An 18462-nucleotide genomic window follows, 5' to 3' on the forward strand; every position below is an offset into this window, starting at 1 on the left:
GTCAGTCCACAAATGGTTCGACGATCGACCGCTTGCCGAGCAGGAAGGCATCGGCGACGAGACGCAATGGCGCCAGGTCGACATCGCTCGCGCCGGTCGCAGCGAGATTGACGAAGCGCCGGTACAGCTCCCGATATTCCTCATCGGGCGCCTCGGCAATGGTCTTGCCGTCGATCGCCATCCGCCTGCCGCCACCGGACAGCGTCAACCGGCCCTGATCGGTTTCCACGAGGATATCCCAGCTCTGCGGCCCGGTCTGGCGGAAGTCGAATTCGGCACTGACGGCCAGGCCGTCGATATCGGTCAGCGTCAGGTTCGCCGCGATCGGTGCCTGGCAGTTGGCCGGAAAGGCCAACTCGGCCGCGGTGACGAACACGGGTTGCGGGAGGATTTTGGTCAGGATCGACAGCGCATTGATGCCGGGATCGAACACGCCGAGGCCGCCCGGCTCCCAGATCCAGCCCTGCCCGGGATGCCAGACGCGGACGTCTTCCTTCCAGCTGATGTGCACGGAGGCGATGCGGCGCTCGGCGAGCCATTGCCGCGCCGGCTCGACGGCCGGCGCGTAGCGCGAATGCCAGGTTGCAAACAACGTCCGCTTCGCCTCCGCTGCCATCGCGATCAGCGGATCGAGCTCGGCGACGCCGGTGCCGGGCGGCTTCTCCAGCATGACATGCTTGCCGGCGGCGAGCGCCGCGGCCGCCTGGGCGCGGCGCACCTGCGGCGGCGTGCAGAGCGACACTGCGTCGATCGGCGGCCCCTTCTCCAGCAATTCCTCGATGGTGGCGAAATGCGGCAGCCCCGGTAGCGAGGCGTTGCGGCTGGCGACAGCCGCGAGCGTCGCATCCGGTGTCGCGGCGATTGCATCGAGGTGCTGGTCGCGCGCGATCTTGCCGAAGCCAACAATGGCGATGCGAAGTTCGGTCACGCTTGCTCTCCAGTATTCGCAGATGGCAGCGGATCCGCCGGCGCGGCCTCGATCACAGTGTGTTCGTGCCGGCTCATGCCGTTGTGAATGACGTAGACCATCGCCTCCGAGGCGCCGTCAGCATCGCCTGCCGCAATGGCATCGACGATCTTTTGATGCCAGAGCAGCACGGTGTCGCGGTCCTCCGGCGCGACCGGGGCGCTCAGCAGGAACGAGGCGCGCAGCGCTGCCTCGATGACATGCCCGATCGAGCGCATGAACAGATTGCCGGAGGCGCGCGCCACCCCAACATGGAGCGCGAGGTCGGCATCGGCAAAGCCGACGGAGTCCGACGCTTCAAGCCGCATGCGATCCATGCAGCGACGGAGCTCAGCGACGTCGTCTTCGGACCGGTGCATAGCTGCGAGAACGGCGGCGCGCGGCTCGACGGCGAGACGGATCTCGGCGAGGTCGTTGAGGAAGCGCTTGTCGATGCCGGCGTCCAGATGCCAGGCCAGCACGTCGGCGTCGAACATGTTCCAGGCGCCGCGCTCGCGCACGACGGTGCCGACGCGCGCCTTGGTGGTGAGCAGCCCCTTGGCTACCAGCGTCTTGACGCTCTCGCGCAGGACCGGCCGCGACACGCCGAACATCGCGATCATCTCGGCGTCACCGGGCAGCCGCGTCCCCTCCGCATAGCGGCCAGCGATGATATCGACGCCGATCGAGCGGGCCACCTCCGCATGATTGGAGTGGGCCCGCCGCGTCGGGATGACGACGATGCGCGAGGTCATGAGGTTGCTCCTGCACTCTTCCTCACCGGCCGTCGTGCCAGCGCGACCAGTCCCTGCTGCAAGGCGATGAAGGCGAACAGCAGAATGCCGGTCGCGATCTTGGTCCACCAGCTCGACAGCGTGCCGTCGAAATTGATGTAGGTCTGAATCAAGCCCTGGATCAGCACGCCGAGGAAGGTGCCGATCACCGATCCCTGGCCGCCCGTGAGCAGCGTGCCGCCGATCACGACGGCCGCGATGGTATCCAGCTCGACGCCGACCGCGGAGAGCGAATAGCCGGCGCTGGTGTAGAAGGAGAAGACAATGCCGGCGATGCCAGCGAGCAGGCTCGACAGCATGTAGATCTTCACCGTCATCTTGCCGACCGCAACGCCCATCAGGCTCGCGGTGGCCCGGCTGCCGCCGAGCGCATAGACATTGGCGCCGAACCGGGTGAGATGCAGCAGCAGGGCGCCGCCGATCACGATCACCAGCATGATGATCGCGATGGCCGTCAGCCGTCCGCCGCCGGGCATCCGCAGCGCGAAGTCCGACACGGTCGAGTAGACCGGCGCTGTGATCGGCACCGATTCCGTCGAGAGCAGGAAGCTCGCACCGCGCGCGAGGAACATGCCGGCGAGCGTGACGATGAAGGGCGGCAGGTCGAAGACATGGATCACGGCACCCATTGCAGCCCCGAACCCTGCCGAAAGCAGGAGGATGGCGGTGAAAGCGACCAGCGGCGGCACGCCCCAGCGCTCGATAGCCAGCGCCACGAACACGGTCGTGAAACCGATCACCGAGCCGACCGAAAGATCGATGCCGCCGGAGATGATGACGAAGGTCATGCCGGTCGCGACGATGCCGAGAAAGGCGTTGTCGGTGAGGAGATTGCCGACCACGCGGGTTGAGGCAATGTTGGGGAATTGCATCGCGCAGAGCGCAAAGCCGGCGACCAGCACGATGGCGGTGATGAGGACGGGCGGCAGGCCTTTCATGCTTTGGACCTCCGCAGTCGCGCGGCTGTCCCGGCAATGCCGGCGAATTTCGGCGATTGCAGCAAGAGCACCGCGAGCACCACCACCGCCTTGACCAGCAAATTGAACTCCGGCGGATAGCCGGACAATAAGATGCCGGTGTTCATGGTTTGGATGATCAGCGCACCCAACACGGCCAGTACCAGGCTGAAGCGGCCGCCGAACAGCGAGGTGCCGCCGATCACGACCGCGAGGATGGCGTCGAGCTCGAGCCAGAGGCCGGCATTGTTGGCATCCGCACCCATGATATCAGCGGCTGCAATCACGCCGGCGAGCGCGGCACAGACGCCGCACCAGACATAGACCGACAATATCATGGCGCGCGTGCCGACGCCGGCGAGCTCGCTCGCCCGCGCATTGCCACCGGTCGCCTCGATCAGCAGCCCCAGCGCCGAGCCGCGCACCACCGCGCCGGTGAGGATCAGCATGCCCAAGGCGATCGCGACCGGCACCGGCAGGCCGAGCACAGCGCCATTGCCGAGCCACACCAAATCGGGCGAGGAGAAAGTTACGATGCGCCCCTCGGTAATCAGCTGGGCGATGCCGCGGCCCGCCACCATCAGGATCAGCGTCGCCACGATCGGCTGCATGCCGAGCACGGCGACGAGGAAGCCGTTCCAGAGGCCGCAGACGAGTCCGGCACCAAGCGCAGCCCCCAGCACGATGGGCAGACCATGGCTGTCGGCGAGGCTCGCCGCAATCGCGCCCGAGATCGCCATGACCGCGCCAACCGACAAATCGATGCCGCGCGTGGCGATCACCAGCACCATACCGAGCGAGAGCAGCGCCACCGGCGTGCCGCGGTTGAGCACGTCGATCAGGCTGCCGAACAGCCGGCCGTCCTGAAGACGCAGGTCGAAGAATTGCGGCGACACCACGCGATCGACCGCCAGGATAACAATCAACGCGAGGATCTGGGCAAGGCCGCGGCGCGGCAACAGCGCTGTCATGCCCGCCCCTCATGCGCGATCGCGGCGCCATCGGCGGCGATGGCCGCGAGAATGTTGCCGACGTCGATCGCCTCGCCCGCGAGCTCCTCGACATGGGCGCGGTCGCGCAGCACCACGACGCGGTCGGAATAGGTCACGATCTCATCGAGCTCAGAGGAGATCACGAGCAGTGCCAGCCCGTCGTCGCAGAGTTCACGGATCAGGCGGATGATCTCGGCATGCGCGCCGACATCGATGCCGCGGGTCGGCTCGTCCAGCACCAGCAGGCGCGGCGAGGTCGCAAGCCAGCGCGCCAGCAGCACTTTCTGCTGATTGCCGCCGGAGAGCAGGCCGACCGGGCGTTCGGCATCTGCCGGGCGGATGTCGAGCATCTTGACGTAACGACGTGCGATCTCGTCCTGCTCGCGGCGCGACAGCGGCCGATGCAGCCCGCGCTTGGCCTGGAGCGCGAGCACGATGTTCTCGCGCACGCTGAGCTCGGCGACGATACCGTCGGTCTTGCGCTCCTCCGGGCAATAGCCAAAGCCGTGGCGGACACCGTCGCGCGGCGACTGGAGCCGCACCGGTGCGCCCTCCACCTTCGCCTGGCCGCGATCGGCGCGTTCGGCACCGAACACCAGCCGCGCCGTCTCGGTCCGGCCCGAGCCGAGCAGGCCGGCGAGACCAACGACCTCACCATGGCGCAGCTCGAGATTGAACGGCGCGACGTAGCCGGCTTTGCCGTAATTCTCGAAGCTCGCGCAGATCTCGCGCGCTCTGTGCTCAGTGGCAGACGCCCGCGCGCTGGTGGTCTCGGCCAGCTCGCGGCCGAGCATCATCCGGATCAATTCCAGCCGCGGCAGCGAAGCGGTTTCGCGCTCGCCGACCAGGCGACCGTTGCGCAAGACGGTGACGCGGTCAGAAATCTCGTAGACCTGGTCCAGGAAGTGGCTGACAAAGACGATACCGATGCCACGTTTGGCGAGCTGGCGCATGATGCCGAAAAGGATGTCGACCTCGTGGCGGTCCAGGCTCGCGGTCGGCTCGTCCAGGATCAGCACGCGCGCGGAGAGATCGACGGCCCGCGCGATCGCGGTGACGTGTTGCACGGCGACAGAATAGCTGCCGAGCGGCGCGGCGACATCGATGTCGAGGCCAAAGTCCGCCAGCAAGGCGTTGGCGCGGCGACGCATCTCGCCCTCGCGGACAATGCCGAAACGCATCGGCTGGCGGTCGAGAAACAGATTTTGCGCCACCGAGAGGTTCGGCAGCAGGTTGACTTCCTGGTAGACGGTGGCGATGCCGGCCTGAAGCGCCGCCTTGGCCGAGCGCGGCGCGACCTCTTCACCGCCGAGCCTGACGATGCCGGTATCGCGCGGGAACACGCCGGTCACCGCCTTGATCAGCGTGGATTTGCCGGCGCCGTTCTCGCCGAGCAGCGCATGGATCTCGCCGGCGCGAAGCGTGAAGTCGACCTCCTGCAACGCTCGCACAGCACCGAAGCTTTTGCTGATCCCGCGCACCTCCACAAGGGCCGGAGCAGGATCGGGGCTGTTTTCCATGACAACGTCACTCCCGGCAATGCCCGCTAACAATGCGGTCACCCAGCCTATTCGTTCGCGCAGCAGATTCGAAGGGCGCGGTCGGACCGCAAGACGCGGTCCGACCGGCATCCGCCTCAGTAACCGAGGCCCTTCTTGCTGTCGTAGATCTTCTGCGGATCGTCGGCGGCGGTATAGAGCTTGGATTCGGTCTGGATCCACTTCGGCGGAACCGTGCCCTTGTCCTTGAACGCCGCAATCGCATCGAGCGCGGGGCCGGCCATGTTCGGCGTCAGCTCGACAGTCGCATTGGCCTCGCCGGCGGCCATCGCCTTGAAGATGTCGGGGACCGCATCGATGGAGACGGTGAGGATCTCCTTGCCGGGCTTGAGCCCGGCTTCCTTCATCGCCTGGATCGCGCCGACCATCATGTCATCATTATGCGCGTAGACCGCGCAGATCGACTTGCCGCCGCCTTCGGCCTTGATGAAGCTCTCCATCACCTCCTTGCCCTTGGCGCGGGTGAAGTCGCCGGTCTGGCTGCGCACCACCTTCAGGTTCGCATGCTTGGCGATGGCGGTGTCGAAACCCTTCTTGCGGTTGGCGGCGACGCTCGCGCCGACCGTGCCCTGCAATTCGACGATGTTGCAGGCTTTCGTCCCCACAGTCTTGGCCAGCCAGTCGCCGGCCACCTCGCCTTCGTGCACGCTGTCGGAGGTGACAGCGGTGAGATAAAGATCCTTGCCCGAGGGATCGATGTCACGGTCGAGCAGCACGACCGGGATCTTGGCCTCCTTGGCTTCCTTCAACACCGAATCCCAGCCCGTCGAGACGACAGGCGCAAGGAAGATCGCATCGACATTCTGCGCGATGAAGGAGCGGATCGCCTTGATCTGGTTCTCCTGCTTCTGCTGCGCGTCGGCGATCTTGAGATTGACCTTTCGCTTGGCGGCTTCCTGCTTGGAGACCGAGGTCTCGGCCGCGCGCCAGCCGGATTCCGACCCGATCTGCGAGAAGCCGATGGTGAGCTCGGCGGCATTCGCCGGCAGGGCGAGCAGCAACGCGGTCGTGGCGCTGGCCGCAAAGAGGGCTTTGAGGGTCATCAGGCGTGTCTCCTAAGATGTTTATTTGGGGGCGCCGATTGGTAGCATGGCACCCGCAGGCCAGCCTTCGAGCCGGCGACAGGCACTATTTCACGGAAACCCAGCGCCGTATAGTCATATTATTTTACTATTGAGGTGAAAGGAGGAGGGATGCGGGCTTCGCGCAGACGACACGCTCAGCGGGATTTTGTTCCGGCGATACAACGGGAAGATGAAGGAAATTATACGGCTCGGCTGCCGCCGCCGGGCTGGTGCGGACCATCCACGCCTGACCCAGCGGGACAAAGGACGTGGATGCCCGGGACAAGCCCGGGCATGACGACCTTCTGCAAATTCGCTTATGCGAAATTGAAAACGCAGGGACGCTAAATCAGCTTCCGCTGCGCCAGGTTCTTCATCAGCGCACCGATTCCAAACGTCCACGGCTCGCACTCGTCGCTGGTGCGCATGCGGTTGACGAGCTTGCCGAGCTGGGGCGCGGCGATCGTGACGATGTCATCGCGCTTGTGGGTGAAGCCCTGTCCCGGCGCATCCCGGTCCTCGACGGGAGCGAACATCGTGCCGAGGAACAGCACGAAACCATCTGGATATTGATGCACCTTGCCGATGGTCTGTTCGACGAGATCTGTCGGATCGCGGCTGATCTTGCTGATCGAGGAATGGCCGTTGAGGACGAAACCGTCCTGTCCCTTGACGTTCAGACTTATGTCCAGCTTGCGCGCATCGTCGAGCGAGAACGTATCGTCGAACAGGCGCAGCAGCGGGCCGATCGCGCAGGAGGCGTTGTTGTCCTTGGCCTTCGACAATAGCAGCGCCGAGCGGCCCTCGAAGTCACGCAGGTTCACGTCGTTACCGAGCGCGCCGCCGACGATTTTGCCGCGGCTCGAGACGAACAGCACAAGCTCCGGCTCGGGGTTGTTCCAGGTCGATTTCGGATGCAGGCCCGCATCCATGCCGGTGCCGACCGACGACAATGTCGGCGCCTTGGTGAAGACCTCGGCATCAGGACCGATGCCGACCTCGAGATACTGGCTCCAGGCGTTCTGGTCGATCAGCACCTGCTTCAGATGCATCGCCTGGTCGGAGCCGGGCTTGAGCTTCGAAAGATCATCGCCGATCAGGCGCGTCACTTCTTTGCGGATCGCTTCGGCCGAAGCCGGATTGCCCTTGGCGCGCTCCTCGATCACGCGCTCCAGCATCGAGATCGCAAAGGTGACGCCGGCGGCTTTCAGAGTCTGGAGGTCGACGGGGGCAAGCAGCCACGGTTTTTGAGGATCGCGCTGGTCCGGCGGCGTATTGGTGACGATCGCCTCGAGATCGCCGATCCTCTCACCCTTGGCCGCCCTAAGCGCGTTGGCTGGATCGTCCGCTTCGCAAAGCGTACTGATGGTGGGAAACTCTGCGGTAACATCGAAGACGCCGTCATCACGTATAGCGACGACGGCGGGGCCATTCACCTGCGGGAGCCAGACGCGGCCGGCCAGCGTTCCCCGCGTACCGTCCTCGGGGAGAAGGTCTTTAACCGTCAATGTCGTCATGGCCGCGTCCTCGCTGTTTTCGGATCGGCCGCGTTGAACGCTGGCCGGTCACATTAGCGAAGACCAATAAACGTCTGGCGCGGGATGTCCAGAGAGGCGGCACGCGCTGTCACTTGAACCAATGCACCAGTGCAATGCTGATGCCAAGCAACAGCATCAGCGACAGCGTCACGGCTGCTGTCACCCTGCCCCCGACATTCGCCAACACGCGCACGTCGACGCCGAGGCCGAGGGCCGCCATGGAGACCACGGTGAGAAAGGCGGTGATCTTCGTCACCGGTCCGACCACCGTGGCCGGCACGATCTCCAGGGAGCGCAGGGTCGCCAGCGCGAGGAAGCCGAGGATGAACCACGGCACAAGCCGAAAGAAGCCGACATTGGTCTTCTTGGCATCGCTATGCCAGCGCGAGGCAACCAGCGAGAGGCCGACGACGACCGGCCCAAGCATCAATACGCGCATCAATTTCACGAGCGTGCCGATTTGCGTGGAGACGAGTCCGGCCGGCACCGTCGCCGCCAGCACCTGCGGGACCGCATAAACGGTCAGGCCGGCGAGAATGCCATATTGAGTGGCCGATAATTGCAGAAGCGGAATCAACAGCGGCAGGCCCAGCACCATCATCACGCCCAGGATGGCAGTGAAGGAGATGGAGGATGCGATCTCGTCGTTGTTGGCACCGATGATCGGCGCCACAGCCGCAATCGCCGAATTGCCGCAGATCGAGTTGCCGCAGGCGATCAGGATCGACAGCCGTGTCGACAGTCCGAGCATGCGGCTGAGCCCGAAGGAGACGCAGAGCGCGATCACGACGACGGCCGCGATTGACGCGAGCAGCGCGATGCCCGAGGCGGCAATGGCGGCGAAACTGATGGAGGCCCCCAACAGCATGACCGCGACTTCGAGGAGCTGTTTGGCGCTGAAGGCGATGCCGGCCTGCCAACGCGGCGCGGGCTTCCAGAAGCTGCGCAAGGCCATCCCGAGCAGGATCGCCATCACCAGCGCCTCGACATAAGGATGCTCGAAGACGCCGAGTTCCGCCCGCTCGAGCAGGGCCGAGACACCGGCGACTAGAACGCAGAGGAGAATGCCGGGAATCAGTGCCGCAATACGGCTCGCGGCGGTGGCCGGTTTGGCATCGGCCGGGCTGGATGCTTGATTCTGCGACACAAATCTCTCCCAGAGGAGAAAGATTTATACGCAGCGCGCTTCCGTTGGGGAATAAGCTTTCGACATATCAGGCCCGAGGGAAGTTCTATCCTCAGCCCGGAATATTCTATCCTCAGCCCGAAATAATCGACCCTAGAAGATCAGGCTCTTGGCCAGCGAAGCGACGCGGCTGAAGCCGTCATAGATGCCGGGCTCGAAGAAGGCAGCGCGGGCAAGCACGATACCCGCAACCAGCGACCAGAACAGACCGGTGCCGGCCCGCAGCAGGAGCTTTGACGTACGCGACCGCGGCTGGGTGTCCGTCGCGGACACCAATTGCTCGCCGAAGGGTTCAAATCCGGTACGTTCCATGGCTCTGGCCAACCCATCAAATTCTGATGGGAATGTCGTCTTTTCGGCCCCAAACGGCAATGGAAGCGATTGGCGTTTTTGCCCTCCGGAGGAAAAACTCCTTCCGTTCGATAACCCCGGCACAATAGTTTTCTTCTTCGGCCTATTGAGACACTGGCGGTCCGGCCTACAGGGCCAGATACCTGCGCCGGATCGCCTCATTGGCCTTCAGCTCGTCGATTCCGGCGGCATAGACGATCTGGCCCTTGTCGATGATCGTGGCGTGGCTCGCCAGCCCCAGGCAGAAATGCATGTTCTGCTCGGCGATCAGCACCGTCGATCCGAGCGAACGGAGCTGCCGCAACAATTCACCGATCCGCTGCACGATGATCGGCGCGAGGCCCTCGCTCGGCTCGTCGAGCAGCAGGAGCGCGGGATTGCCCATCAGCGTGCGCGCGATCGCGAGCATCTGCTGCTCGCCGCCCGAGAGACGTCCGGCGATGCGATTGCGCAGCGGCTCCAGAAGCGGAAAGACCTCGTAGATGCGTTTGATCGGCCACTCGTCCTGGCCCTGCGGTCCCTTCTTCCTCCCGATGACGAGATTGTCCTCGACCGTGTGCTCCGGAAAGATCTGGCGGTCCTCCGGCACGAAGCCGAGGCCGGCGCGCGCGATGGTGTGCGGCTTCAGGCCCGAGATCACCGCGCCGCGCAGGTTGACCCTGCCCCTCCGCGGCGGCGCCAGCCCCATGATCGCCTTCATAGTCGTCGATTTGCCGGCGCCATTGCGGCCCAAGAGCGCCATGGTCTCGCCTTGCCGCACCGACAGGTTGACGCCGAACAGGATCTGGCTGGTGCCGTAATAGACGTCGAGATCGGCGACTTCGATGACGGCTGCGTTCATGCCGCAGCTCCCGCATGCTCGGTGCCCAGATAGGCCTCGATCACCGCGCTGTTGCTCCGGATCTCGTCGGGCGTGCCGGTGGCCAGGATGCGGCCGTAGCAAAGCACGACGATTTTTGGCGCGATCTTGAACACGATGTCCATGTCGTGCTCGATGAAGACGACCGTAATTTTCTGCGTCTCCCAGAGCTCACGCACCTTGTCGATCATGCGCCAGCGCTCCTCCGGGCCCATCCCGGCGGTTGGCTCGTCCAGCAGCAGCACCTTTGGATCGAGCACCAGCGCGAGCGCGATGTCGAGCAGCTTCTGATCGCCGTGCGAGAGCGTCGCGGCGGTGCGATGGCGTTTGCCGGCGAGGCCCAGCAGCTCCATCACATGCTCAGCACGGTCGCGCATCTCCGGCAGCGGAAAGCGCTTGTGCAGCACCGCCGAGGTGCGCTGGTCGGCACTGACGGCGGCAAGCATGGTCTCCTGCACCGTGAGCGATTTGAAGATGCTGGCAACCTGGAAGGCGCGGCCGATACCGTGGCGCACGATCTCCGGTGGCGAGCGGCCGGCGAGATCGACGCCGTCGAGCAGCACCTGGCCGGAATCCGGCCTCAAGGCGCCGGTGATCAGGTTGAAGAAGGTGCTCTTGCCGGCGCCGTTCGGGCCGATTACCGCGGTCAGCGAGCCGTCCGGAAAGTCGAGCGAGACGTCGTTGGTCGCCTTCACGCCGCCGAACGATTTTGCGAGGTTGCAGATCTCGAGCATTGCTAGCGCCCCTCGCCTGCGTCGCGCCGCTGCGCAAACCATTCGGCGGCGAAATCCAGGAGACCTTTGCGCAGGCCCAGCGCGAAGAACAGGATGACGACGCCAAGCACGATGCCGTGATACTCGGTGAAACGTGTGACGGTATCGTTGAGCAGAAGCAGCAGCACGGTGCCGACCATCGGCCCGAGGAAGGTCGACACACCGCCGAGCATGTTGATGAAAATGCCCTCGCCCGAGATCGTCCAATAGGCGAATTCCGGATAGGCGCCGGACACGAACAGCGCCATCACCATGCCGCCCATCGACGCGAACAAAGCCGCCAGCACGAACACGGTGAGCTTGGCGCGCCAGACGTCGATGCCAAGGAAGCTCGCGCGCGCGGCGTTGTCGCGGATCATGCGCAACGTGTAGCCGAACGGTGATTGCGCGATCTGGCGCATCGCGAGCAGGCCAAGGATCAGCAGCGCGCAGCTCGCGACATAGAGATGGACGTGGTTGGCAAGGTCAATGCCGAGGAACGGCGGCCGCGGAATGCCGCCGCGCAGACCCTGGTCGCCGCCGGTGAAGGAGGCCCAGGACAATATGGTCGAGTGGATCAGCATCTGGAATGCGAGCGTCACGAAGGCGAAGTAAGTCTCCTTCAGCCGCACGCAGATGGCGCCGATGATCGCGGAGACTATTGCGGTGATCGCCAGCGTCGCGACGAAGGCGACGGGAATCGGCACGCCGAGCTTCTGCATGATGAGGCCAAAACTGTAGGCGCCAAGCCCGAAGAACATGCCGTGGCCGAACGAAGTCAGGCCGGTATAGCCGACCAGCAGATTGAGCGACGTCGCAAACAGGCCGTAGGCCGAGCAGCGGATGACGAAATCGAGCAGCGCCTTGCTGCCGGTGAAGAGCGGCAGGCTCGCCAGCACGGCAAGGGCGATCAGCGCGATCAGGACGTCACGGTAGCGCCGCAGTACGGCACCGCTGCGCACCGGCGCCAGCGTTTCGGCGCGACCGGCCTCGAGCTCGGTCATGCCGCCTCCCTGCCGAACAGGCCGGTAGGTTTGGAGACCAGCACGATCACCATGAAAAGATACATCAGGCCTTCCGTAAACAGGGGAAAGCCGAGCGAGCCGAACGAGCGGATCAGCCCGAGCAGCAGCGCGCCGATCAGCGCGCCCAGGATCGAGCCCATGCCGCCGATCACGGTGACGATGAAGGACTCGATCAGCACGGAAAATCCCATGCCCGGCGTCAGCGACCGCACAGGAGCCGCCAGCGCGCCGGCAAGACCCGCCAGCATGCCGCCGAGCGCGAACACGCCGCCATAGATCAGGCCGGTGTTGATGCCGAGCGCCGAGACCATGCCGGGATTGTGCGCGGCCGCGCGGATCACCTTGCCGATGCGGCTGCGCGACAATCCGATGCCGAGCACGACGGCCGCAAGAAGCGCGACACCGATCAGCAACAGATAATAAGGCGGCACCACGCCACCGGCGATGAATAGCGGCATCACCTGGAACGCGGACGGCATGCCCATCGATTTGAACTCCGGTCCCCAGATGATGCGCACGACATCGTCGAAGATCAGCACGAAGGCATAGCAGACGAGCAGCTGCATCAGCACGTCGGCGCCGTAGACGCGGCTCATGAAGACGCGCTCGAAGATCAGGCCGAGGATCGCGGTGCCGGCCGCGCCCGCCAGCATGGCGAGCGCAAAACTGCCGGTGAGCTGATAGGCCGTCATCGCGAAGTAGGCGCCGAACATGTAGAAGGCGCCGTGGCTGAAATTGACGACCTTGAGCACACCGAAGATCAGGGTCAGCCCGACCGCGACGAGAAACAGAAGCATGCCGATGATGAGGCCGCTGGTGGTTTGCGTCACCAAGCAGGCGGAGCTGGCGAGGCAGCCGGCGAGCGCGTCGAGATCCACGAGAGCACTTTCATTGCGGCGCGCCTGACACGGCGCGGAAAACGAAAACGGCGGAGAGGGTCATCCCTCTCCGCCGCGGCGTCAGGTGTAGCCCTTGCTCTTCTTCCATTCGGCCTCCAACTCGAAGATGGTCTTCCAGTCGCCGGCCTTGACCTCCGGGACATAAGGCTCCTGCGGGATGGTGGTGCCCCAGCCGATGGCGTAGCCGACCAGGGTGTGGTCGTCGCCGCGCATTGTCACAGTGCCGTCGGCGCCGAACGGGCACCTGATGGTGAGGCCCTTCAGCACCTCCGCGATCTTCTTGCCGTCGGCGGAGTTCGCCTTTTTCGCGGCTTCACTGAGGAACATCACCGCGGTGGCGTTCTGCCACGACCAGTTGGTCGGATATTCGTTGTACTTGGCCTTGTAGGCATCCCCCCAGGCTGCGTTCTCCGGCGTGGCCGGGAACGTCTTGATGTAGCGATTACCGGAATGGATGCCCTTCGGCAGGTTCTTCACCACCGTGAGCGCTGTGTAGTCGGCCATGTTGACTGCGAACACCTCCATCTGGCTGAACATCGCGTAGATGTTGGCTTGGTCGATGTAGGAGGTGAGATCGCCGCCCCAGAGGCAGGAATACAGCGCCTGCGGCTTGGCCTGGAGGATCTTCGTCACCACTTCGGTGTAGTCGGGCTGGAACAGCTTTGGCCAGGACTCGCTGACGATTTCGACGTCGGGCGCAAAGCGCTTCAGATACAGCGTGAACTCTCCGGTGGTATCGCGGCCGTAGGCGTAGTCGGGCGAACACGTCGCCCACTTCTTCAGGCGCTTGGCTTTCGCGATCGAAGCGGCATAGCTGCCGCCGACGATGGAATCGTGGATGCCCTGGCGCACGCAGCGGAACGCATTCGGGATGTGCTGCTTGGGATCGGCCGTCAGCGAAGATGCTTCCGAGCAGGTGTGGACGCAGAGCACGCCGAGATCGCGCGCGACTTCATGCACCGCGAACGATCCGGAGGACGCCTCGCCGTCGAGCAGCAGTTCGCAGCCGTCGGTGTTGACGAGTTCGCGCGCGACGCGGGCGGCTTCCTGCGGCTGGCCCTTGGAGTCGCGGATCACCATCTCGATGTGCCGGCCGGCGAGGCCGCCGGCGGCGTTGACCTTCTCGACCTCGAGCATCACCGCATTGCGCGAGGACGTGCCGAGCTGCGCGACACGGCCCGACAGGATCGTCGGCATGCCGATCTTGATGGTCTTGGCTTGCGCACGCGCCACCCAGGGCGCGGCAAACGTGATCGCGCCGGCGCCCATCAGCGCCAGCGTGGAACGGCGGCTGATGCCCGGCGTGCGGGTTCTCGTCATTTTCCCTCCCTCTTTCGGGTCGGCGTGTCCTGATCCCTGCCGGAGATCGTCTCGTCTCCGTGATCCCAAGGATTTCAGAGGGTGGGGGGTGACGTCAAGCCAAAGATGAATTACGAGTCAGAATTCATCAAGGGAGGAAGTGAGGTCGGTAACCGGCCCAAAACCCGGCAAATGATCAACCTTTCGAGCTTCATCGCCTTCCATGCCCGGGGCACGCCGGACCGGCCCGCGCTGAAATACCGCGGTGAGGAGATCGCTTACGCGATGTTCGACGCGCGCATCCGGCAGGTCGCCGGCTGGCTCGCCGCGCAGGGCATCGGTGCCGGCGATGTCGTCGCCGTGCTGATGAAGAACAGCGCGGCATTCCTGGAGCTCGTCTTCGCCACCAGCCATCTCGGCGCGGTGTTCCTGCCGATCAATTTTCGCTTGTCCCGCAACGAGGTCGACTACATCGCCAGCAATGCCGGCGCGCGCCTTCTGATCGCCGACGAGGAATTGGCTGCGAATGCAGCGGGCGCGAACATCGTCGTGCTGAACGAGACCGCGCAGCAGAGCGTCACCCATCTCGCAGGCAACACGACCGCTGCGCCGATGCATGTGCGCCAGCCCTCCGACCTGATGCGGCTGATGTACACATCTGGCACGACAGACCGCCCCAAGGGCGTGATGCTCACTTACGATAATTTCTACTGGAAGTCGGCCGACCAGACGATTGCGCTGGCCTTAAGCGCCGATACGCGTCTTCTCGTCATCGGTCCGCTCTATCACGTCGGCGCGCTCGACCTGCCAGGCATCGCAGTGCTCTGGCATGGCGGATTCATTCGCATCGAGCGCAATTTCGAACCGGAGGCGGCGCTTGCTTCTATCGCAGAAGACAAGCTCAACGCTGCCTGGTTCGCGCCCGTCATGACCACCGCGATGCTCACCTGCCCCACCCGCGACCGCTACGACGTCTCCAGCCTGCAATGGGCAATCGGCGGCGGCGAGAAGACGCCGGAGGCACGCATCCGCGCCTTCGCCGAATATTTCCGCAATGCGCGCTACATCGACGCCTATGGACTCACCGAGACCGTCGGCGGCGACACCTTCATGGAGAAAGGTCGCGAGATCGAGAAGATCGGCTCGACCGGTCGCGCCATTGCCCATGTCGAGATCGAAATCCGCGACGAGAACGGCAACAAGCTGCCGCCGAACGTCAATGGCGAGATCTGCCTGCGGGGTCCGAAGATCACGCGCGGCTATTGGAGGGATCCGGAGAAGACGGCGTCCGCCTTCTTCGGCGGCTGGTTCCGCAGCGGCGACGTCGGCTATCTCGACGACGAGGGCTTCCTCTACCTGACCGACCGCAAGAAGGACATGATCATCTCCGGTGGCGAGAACATCGCCTCCTCCGAGGTCGAGCGCATCATCTACGATTTGCCCGAAGTGCGCGAAGTCGCGGTGATCGGCCTGCGCGATGCGCGCTGGGGCGAGCGGCCGGTCGCGGTTGTCGTACTGACTGAGGGCGCGAGCCTCGACCTCGCTGCCCTCACCGAGCATTGCCGCGCGCGGCTGGCGAGTTTCAAGGTGCCGAAACAGCTGGTCATCCGCGGCAGCCTGCCGCGCAATCCGTCAGGCAAGATCCTCAAGCGCGTGCTGCGCGCCGAGTTGGAGACCTCCGAATGACGCAAGCGACTGCAAAGGTTACCAAGCTGAACCGAATCGAGCGCAACGCCTGGACCAAGCAGAAGATCTTTGAGGCTGCCACGAAAGTCGTCGGCAAGCATGGCTATGCCGAGGCCTCGGTCGCGCGCATCACCGAAGAAGCCGGTGTCGCGCAGGGTACCTTCTACAACCATTTCGATAACCGCCAGGAACTGCTCGACCAGCTCCTACCAAAAATCGGCCTCGACATGGTCGAGTTCATCCGCGTCCGCACCGGCAATGCGCACGCGGCGCGGCAGGAGATCGAGCGCTTTGCCGCCTTCTTCGACTTCATCCGCGAGGTGCCTGAATTCTTGCGCATCCTCAACGAGGCCGAGTTCTTCGCGCCCATCGGTTACCAGAAGCACCTCGACAACATCTCGACCGCTTATGTGCGCATTTTGCGCCGCGCACGGCTTGCCGGCGCGATCGAAGATTACAGCAACGAGGAGTTCGAGGCCATCGTTCACATGCTGATGGGCGCGCGCGGCTATCTCAGCCGCCGCTACTCCTATTTGGGAGGCGGCGTCACCGCTGTGCCCGATCACGTCTTCTCCGCCTATCGCAAGCTGATGACGCGCGGCCTCTTCAGGGCCTGCGGAGATCAGGACACGCCATGAACATCGAATCTCCGCACAAACCGCTCGACCTCGCCTCCGCAATCGCCGAGGGCGATATCCGCTGCCTTCTGATGGTGCTGGTGCACATGACCGGCGACGAAAAGTGGCTCGAACCGCCCTATCTGCCCAAACGCGACATCCGCCTCATTCCCGATCCCGAGGCCGGCGTGCGCCGGGAGATTCAGGACGAGATCCGCACCGCCGTGGTCAGGCTCTTCGCCAATGGCACGCCAAAACCCGTGATCACCGATCCGGGCGAGGAGCTGCTGCTGAGGATGATGCGCGCTTGCCTCGGCGAGAATGTCGCGCCGGAATATGCACCTTTGATGCGCGAGGAGATGGGTTTTGTCCCGCGCGAGGCGCGCTGGACGAAGCGCCCCTCCGACGAAAAGCTTGCCGACCAGCATGTGCTGATCGTCGGCGCCGGCGTCTGCGCCATCGCGCTCGGCGTGGCACTCGGCCATCTCGGCATCCCCTACACCATCGTCGAGAAGAATGCCGAGCTCGGCGGCACCTGGTGGATCAACCGCTATCCCGGCTGCGGCGTCGACACGCCGAACCACTCCTATTCCTACTCTTTCGGCTCGCGCAACGCATGGACGCGCTATTTCTGCCAGCGTGAGGAGCTACTCGGCTATCTGCAGAAGGTCGCGGACGAATACGGCATTCGCAAGCATCTGCGCGTCAACACCGAGCTGACCTCATCACGCTGGGATGAAGAAAGGCAACGCTGGATTTCGACGCTCAAGACCGAGAACGGCGCGGAGACTTTCGAATCCACCGCGCTGGTCTCGGCCATCGGCCAGCTCAACGATCCCTCGCGCGCCCGCTTCAAAGGCGAAGAAGAGTTCAAGGGCACGATCCTGCACTCGGCACTATGGTCCGACGAAATCAACATCGAGGGCAAGCATGTCGCCGTGATCGGCACCGGCGCGACCTCGATGCAGCTGGTGCCGTCGATCGCCACCCGTGTGGCCTCAGTCATCGTCTACCAGCGCAGCGCGCAATGGGCGCGGCCGGTGAAGGGCTATGCCGATCCGATCAGTGACGGCGCGCGCTGGCTGCTGGCGCACCTGCCGTTCTATGTGCAGTGGTACCGCTTCAACATGTTTTGGCGCTATGGCGATGGCCTCCTGCCCTTCCTGCGCAAGGACCCGGCCTGGCCGCATCCCGAACGCGCCGTCAACAAGGGCAATGACCGGCACCGCCAGGAGCTGACCGACTTCATCCTGTCCGAGCTGAAAGATCGACCCGACCTGATCGAAAAATGCGTGCCGACCTATCCGCCTTACGGCAAGCGCATTCTGCTCGACAACAACTGGTTCAAGACTTTGACGCGGGACAATGTCGAACTCGTCACCGACGCAATCGACCATTTCGACCGGGACGGCATCGTCACCGCCGACGGCACACACCGCCACGCCGACATCATCGTGGTCGCGACCGGCTTCAAGGTCACCGAGATGGCGGCGCGCCTCAACATCAGCGGCCGCGACGGCAAAGATTTGCGCGATGCCTGGGCCAACGACAATCCGACGGCATTTCTCGGCCTCACCGTGCCGGGCTTCCCGAATTTCTTCTGCATGCTCGGTCCCAATTCCGGTCCTGCCCACGGCGGCAGCGTCATCTTCCAGTCGGAGTGCCAGAGCCGCTACATCTCCGCCTGCCTCGCCGACATGATCGAGCGAGATATCGCGGCCATCGAGGTTCGCCAGGACGTGCTCGATGACTATCTCCGCAAGGTCGATGCCGAGCACGAGGCCATGATCTGGACCCATCCCGGCATGAGCACGTATTACCGGAATGCAAGCGGCCGCGTATTCTCCGCGATGCCGTGGCGGTTCGTAGACTACTGGCGCATGACCCACGATCCGGATCTGAGGCAATACAAGCTGACGAAAGCGTGACCCTCCTGCGG

17 protein-coding genes are annotated in these 18462 nt (G+C 64.2%); 3 read left to right on the forward strand and 14 right to left on the reverse strand.

Annotated elements, in window-relative coordinates; translation table 11 throughout:
* Position 1: 1 nt before the first annotated feature.
* The 14 genes from IVA91_RS03110 to IVA91_RS03175 form a co-directional block, all read right to left on the reverse strand.
* Entirely contained in the window at positions 2 to 928 is a 927-nt protein-coding gene (locus tag IVA91_RS03110; protein ID WP_247278226.1) for a Gfo/Idh/MocA family oxidoreductase, read from the reverse strand.
* Positions 925 to 1701: a FadR/GntR family transcriptional regulator gene (locus IVA91_RS03115; protein WP_247278227.1), complete on the reverse strand. Its 777-nt coding sequence runs from the start codon at positions 1699 to 1701 to the stop codon at positions 925 to 927. Before IVA91_RS03115 ends, IVA91_RS03110 begins: the two co-directional genes overlap by 4 nt.
* Positions 1698 to 2678, reverse strand: a complete 981-nt coding sequence (gene yjfF, locus IVA91_RS03120; RefSeq protein ID WP_247278228.1) for a galactofuranose ABC transporter, permease protein YjfF — start codon at positions 2676 to 2678, stop codon at positions 1698 to 1700. Before yjfF ends, IVA91_RS03115 begins: the two co-directional genes overlap by 4 nt.
* A complete protein-coding gene (locus IVA91_RS03125; RefSeq protein ID WP_247278229.1) occupies positions 2675 to 3667 on the reverse strand; it encodes an ABC transporter permease in 993 nt (330 codons plus the stop codon). The genes yjfF and IVA91_RS03125 overlap by 4 nt, the downstream gene beginning before the upstream one ends.
* On the reverse strand, positions 3664 to 5208 hold the full coding sequence (locus IVA91_RS03130; protein ID WP_247278230.1) for a sugar ABC transporter ATP-binding protein: 1545 nt from the start codon (positions 5206 to 5208) through the stop codon (positions 3664 to 3666). Before IVA91_RS03130 ends, IVA91_RS03125 begins: the two co-directional genes overlap by 4 nt.
* Positions 5209 to 5324: 116 nt before the next feature.
* Positions 5325 to 6290 carry a galactofuranose ABC transporter, galactofuranose-binding protein YtfQ gene (ytfQ, locus tag IVA91_RS03135; protein ID WP_247278231.1) on the reverse strand — a complete coding sequence of 322 codons (966 nt, stop codon included), beginning with the start codon at positions 6288 to 6290 and terminating at the stop codon, positions 5325 to 5327.
* A 365-nt stretch (positions 6291 to 6655) separates the two neighbouring features.
* Positions 6656 to 7828, reverse strand: coding sequence for a fumarylacetoacetate hydrolase family protein (locus tag IVA91_RS03140; protein ID WP_247278232.1), 1173 nt, complete (start codon positions 7826 to 7828; stop codon positions 6656 to 6658).
* 109 nt (positions 7829 to 7937) lie between these two features.
* A complete protein-coding gene (locus IVA91_RS03145) occupies positions 7938 to 8996 on the reverse strand; it encodes a putative sulfate exporter family transporter (RefSeq protein ID WP_247278233.1) in 1059 nt (352 codons plus the stop codon).
* 132 nt (positions 8997 to 9128) lie between these two features.
* Positions 9129 to 9347, reverse strand: a complete 219-nt coding sequence (locus IVA91_RS03150) for a hypothetical protein (protein WP_091892324.1) — start codon at positions 9345 to 9347, stop codon at positions 9129 to 9131.
* Between the two features lie 166 nt (positions 9348 to 9513).
* Complete coding sequence (locus tag IVA91_RS03155; protein WP_247278234.1) at positions 9514 to 10227, reverse strand: ABC transporter ATP-binding protein; 714 nt, start codon at positions 10225 to 10227, stop codon at positions 9514 to 9516.
* Complete coding sequence (locus IVA91_RS03160) at positions 10224 to 10979, reverse strand: ABC transporter ATP-binding protein (RefSeq protein ID WP_247278235.1); 756 nt, start codon at positions 10977 to 10979, stop codon at positions 10224 to 10226. The genes IVA91_RS03155 and IVA91_RS03160 overlap by 4 nt, the downstream gene beginning before the upstream one ends.
* Before the next feature lie 2 nt (positions 10980 to 10981).
* The gene (locus IVA91_RS03165; protein WP_247458332.1) at positions 10982 to 12001 is read right to left on the reverse strand and encodes a branched-chain amino acid ABC transporter permease; all 1020 of its coding nucleotides are present in this window, start codon (positions 11999 to 12001) and stop codon (positions 10982 to 10984) included.
* Positions 11998 to 12900 carry a branched-chain amino acid ABC transporter permease gene (locus IVA91_RS03170; protein WP_247278237.1) on the reverse strand — a complete coding sequence of 301 codons (903 nt, stop codon included), beginning with the start codon at positions 12898 to 12900 and terminating at the stop codon, positions 11998 to 12000. The genes IVA91_RS03165 and IVA91_RS03170 overlap by 4 nt, the downstream gene beginning before the upstream one ends.
* A gap of 81 nt (positions 12901 to 12981) precedes the next feature.
* Positions 12982 to 14241 carry an ABC transporter substrate-binding protein gene (locus IVA91_RS03175; protein WP_247278238.1) on the reverse strand — a complete coding sequence of 420 codons (1260 nt, stop codon included), beginning with the start codon at positions 14239 to 14241 and terminating at the stop codon, positions 12982 to 12984.
* 171 nt (positions 14242 to 14412) lie between these two features.
* Between IVA91_RS03175 and IVA91_RS03180 the strand changes: the two genes are divergently transcribed.
* From IVA91_RS03180 to IVA91_RS03190, 3 genes are read left to right on the forward strand one after another with little or no spacing between them, the layout of a single operon-like run.
* The gene (locus IVA91_RS03180; protein ID WP_247458333.1) at positions 14413 to 15906 is read left to right on the forward strand and encodes an AMP-binding protein; all 1494 of its coding nucleotides are present in this window, start codon (positions 14413 to 14415) and stop codon (positions 15904 to 15906) included.
* Entirely contained in the window at positions 15903 to 16544 is a 642-nt protein-coding gene (locus IVA91_RS03185; protein WP_247278240.1) for a TetR/AcrR family transcriptional regulator, read from the forward strand. The genes IVA91_RS03180 and IVA91_RS03185 overlap by 4 nt, the downstream gene beginning before the upstream one ends.
* Positions 16541 to 18451 (forward strand): NAD(P)-binding domain-containing protein, encoded by a 1911-nt coding sequence (locus IVA91_RS03190; RefSeq protein WP_247458334.1) that lies wholly within the window; start codon positions 16541 to 16543, stop codon positions 18449 to 18451. Before IVA91_RS03185 ends, IVA91_RS03190 begins: the two co-directional genes overlap by 4 nt.
* The last annotated feature ends 11 nt before the right edge of the window (positions 18452 to 18462 follow it).

The organism is Bradyrhizobium sp. 153, from assembly GCF_023073835.1.
Lineage (GTDB): Bacteria > Pseudomonadota > Alphaproteobacteria > Rhizobiales > Xanthobacteraceae > Bradyrhizobium.

Excerpts from the sequence above, each read along its gene's own strand:
- IVA91_RS03115 (WP_247278227.1), bottom strand. The coding sequence starts at position 1,701 with ATGACCTCGCGCATCGTCGTCATCCCGACGCGGCGGGCCCACTCCAAT.
- yjfF (WP_247278228.1), bottom strand. The coding sequence starts at position 2,678 with ATGAAAGGCCTGCCGCCCGTCCTCATCACCGCCATCGTGCTGGTCGCC.
- IVA91_RS03125 (WP_247278229.1), bottom strand. The coding sequence starts at position 3,667 with ATGACAGCGCTGTTGCCGCGCCGCGGCCTTGCCCAGATCCTCGCGTTG.
- IVA91_RS03130 (WP_247278230.1), bottom strand. The coding sequence starts at position 5,208 with ATGGAAAACAGCCCCGATCCTGCTCCGGCCCTTGTGGAGGTGCGCGGG.
- ytfQ (WP_247278231.1), bottom strand. The coding sequence starts at position 6,290 with ATGACCCTCAAAGCCCTCTTTGCGGCCAGCGCCACGACCGCGTTGCTG.
- IVA91_RS03140 (WP_247278232.1), bottom strand. The coding sequence starts at position 7,828 with ATGACGACATTGACGGTTAAAGACCTTCTCCCCGAGGACGGTACGCGG.
- IVA91_RS03150 (WP_091892324.1), bottom strand. The coding sequence starts at position 9,347 with ATGGAACGTACCGGATTTGAACCCTTCGGCGAGCAATTGGTGTCCGCG.
- IVA91_RS03155 (WP_247278234.1), bottom strand. The coding sequence starts at position 10,227 with ATGAACGCAGCCGTCATCGAAGTCGCCGATCTCGACGTCTATTACGGC.
- IVA91_RS03160 (WP_247278235.1), bottom strand. The coding sequence starts at position 10,979 with ATGCTCGAGATCTGCAACCTCGCAAAATCGTTCGGCGGCGTGAAGGCG.
- IVA91_RS03165 (WP_247458332.1), bottom strand. The coding sequence starts at position 12,001 with ATGACCGAGCTCGAGGCCGGTCGCGCCGAAACGCTGGCGCCGGTGCGC.
- IVA91_RS03175 (WP_247278238.1), bottom strand. The coding sequence starts at position 14,241 with ATGACGAGAACCCGCACGCCGGGCATCAGCCGCCGTTCCACGCTGGCG.
- IVA91_RS03180 (WP_247458333.1), top strand. The coding sequence starts at position 14,413 with ATGATCAACCTTTCGAGCTTCATCGCCTTCCATGCCCGGGGCACGCCG.
- IVA91_RS03185 (WP_247278240.1), top strand. The coding sequence starts at position 15,903 with ATGACGCAAGCGACTGCAAAGGTTACCAAGCTGAACCGAATCGAGCGC.
- IVA91_RS03190 (WP_247458334.1), top strand. The coding sequence starts at position 16,541 with ATGAACATCGAATCTCCGCACAAACCGCTCGACCTCGCCTCCGCAATC.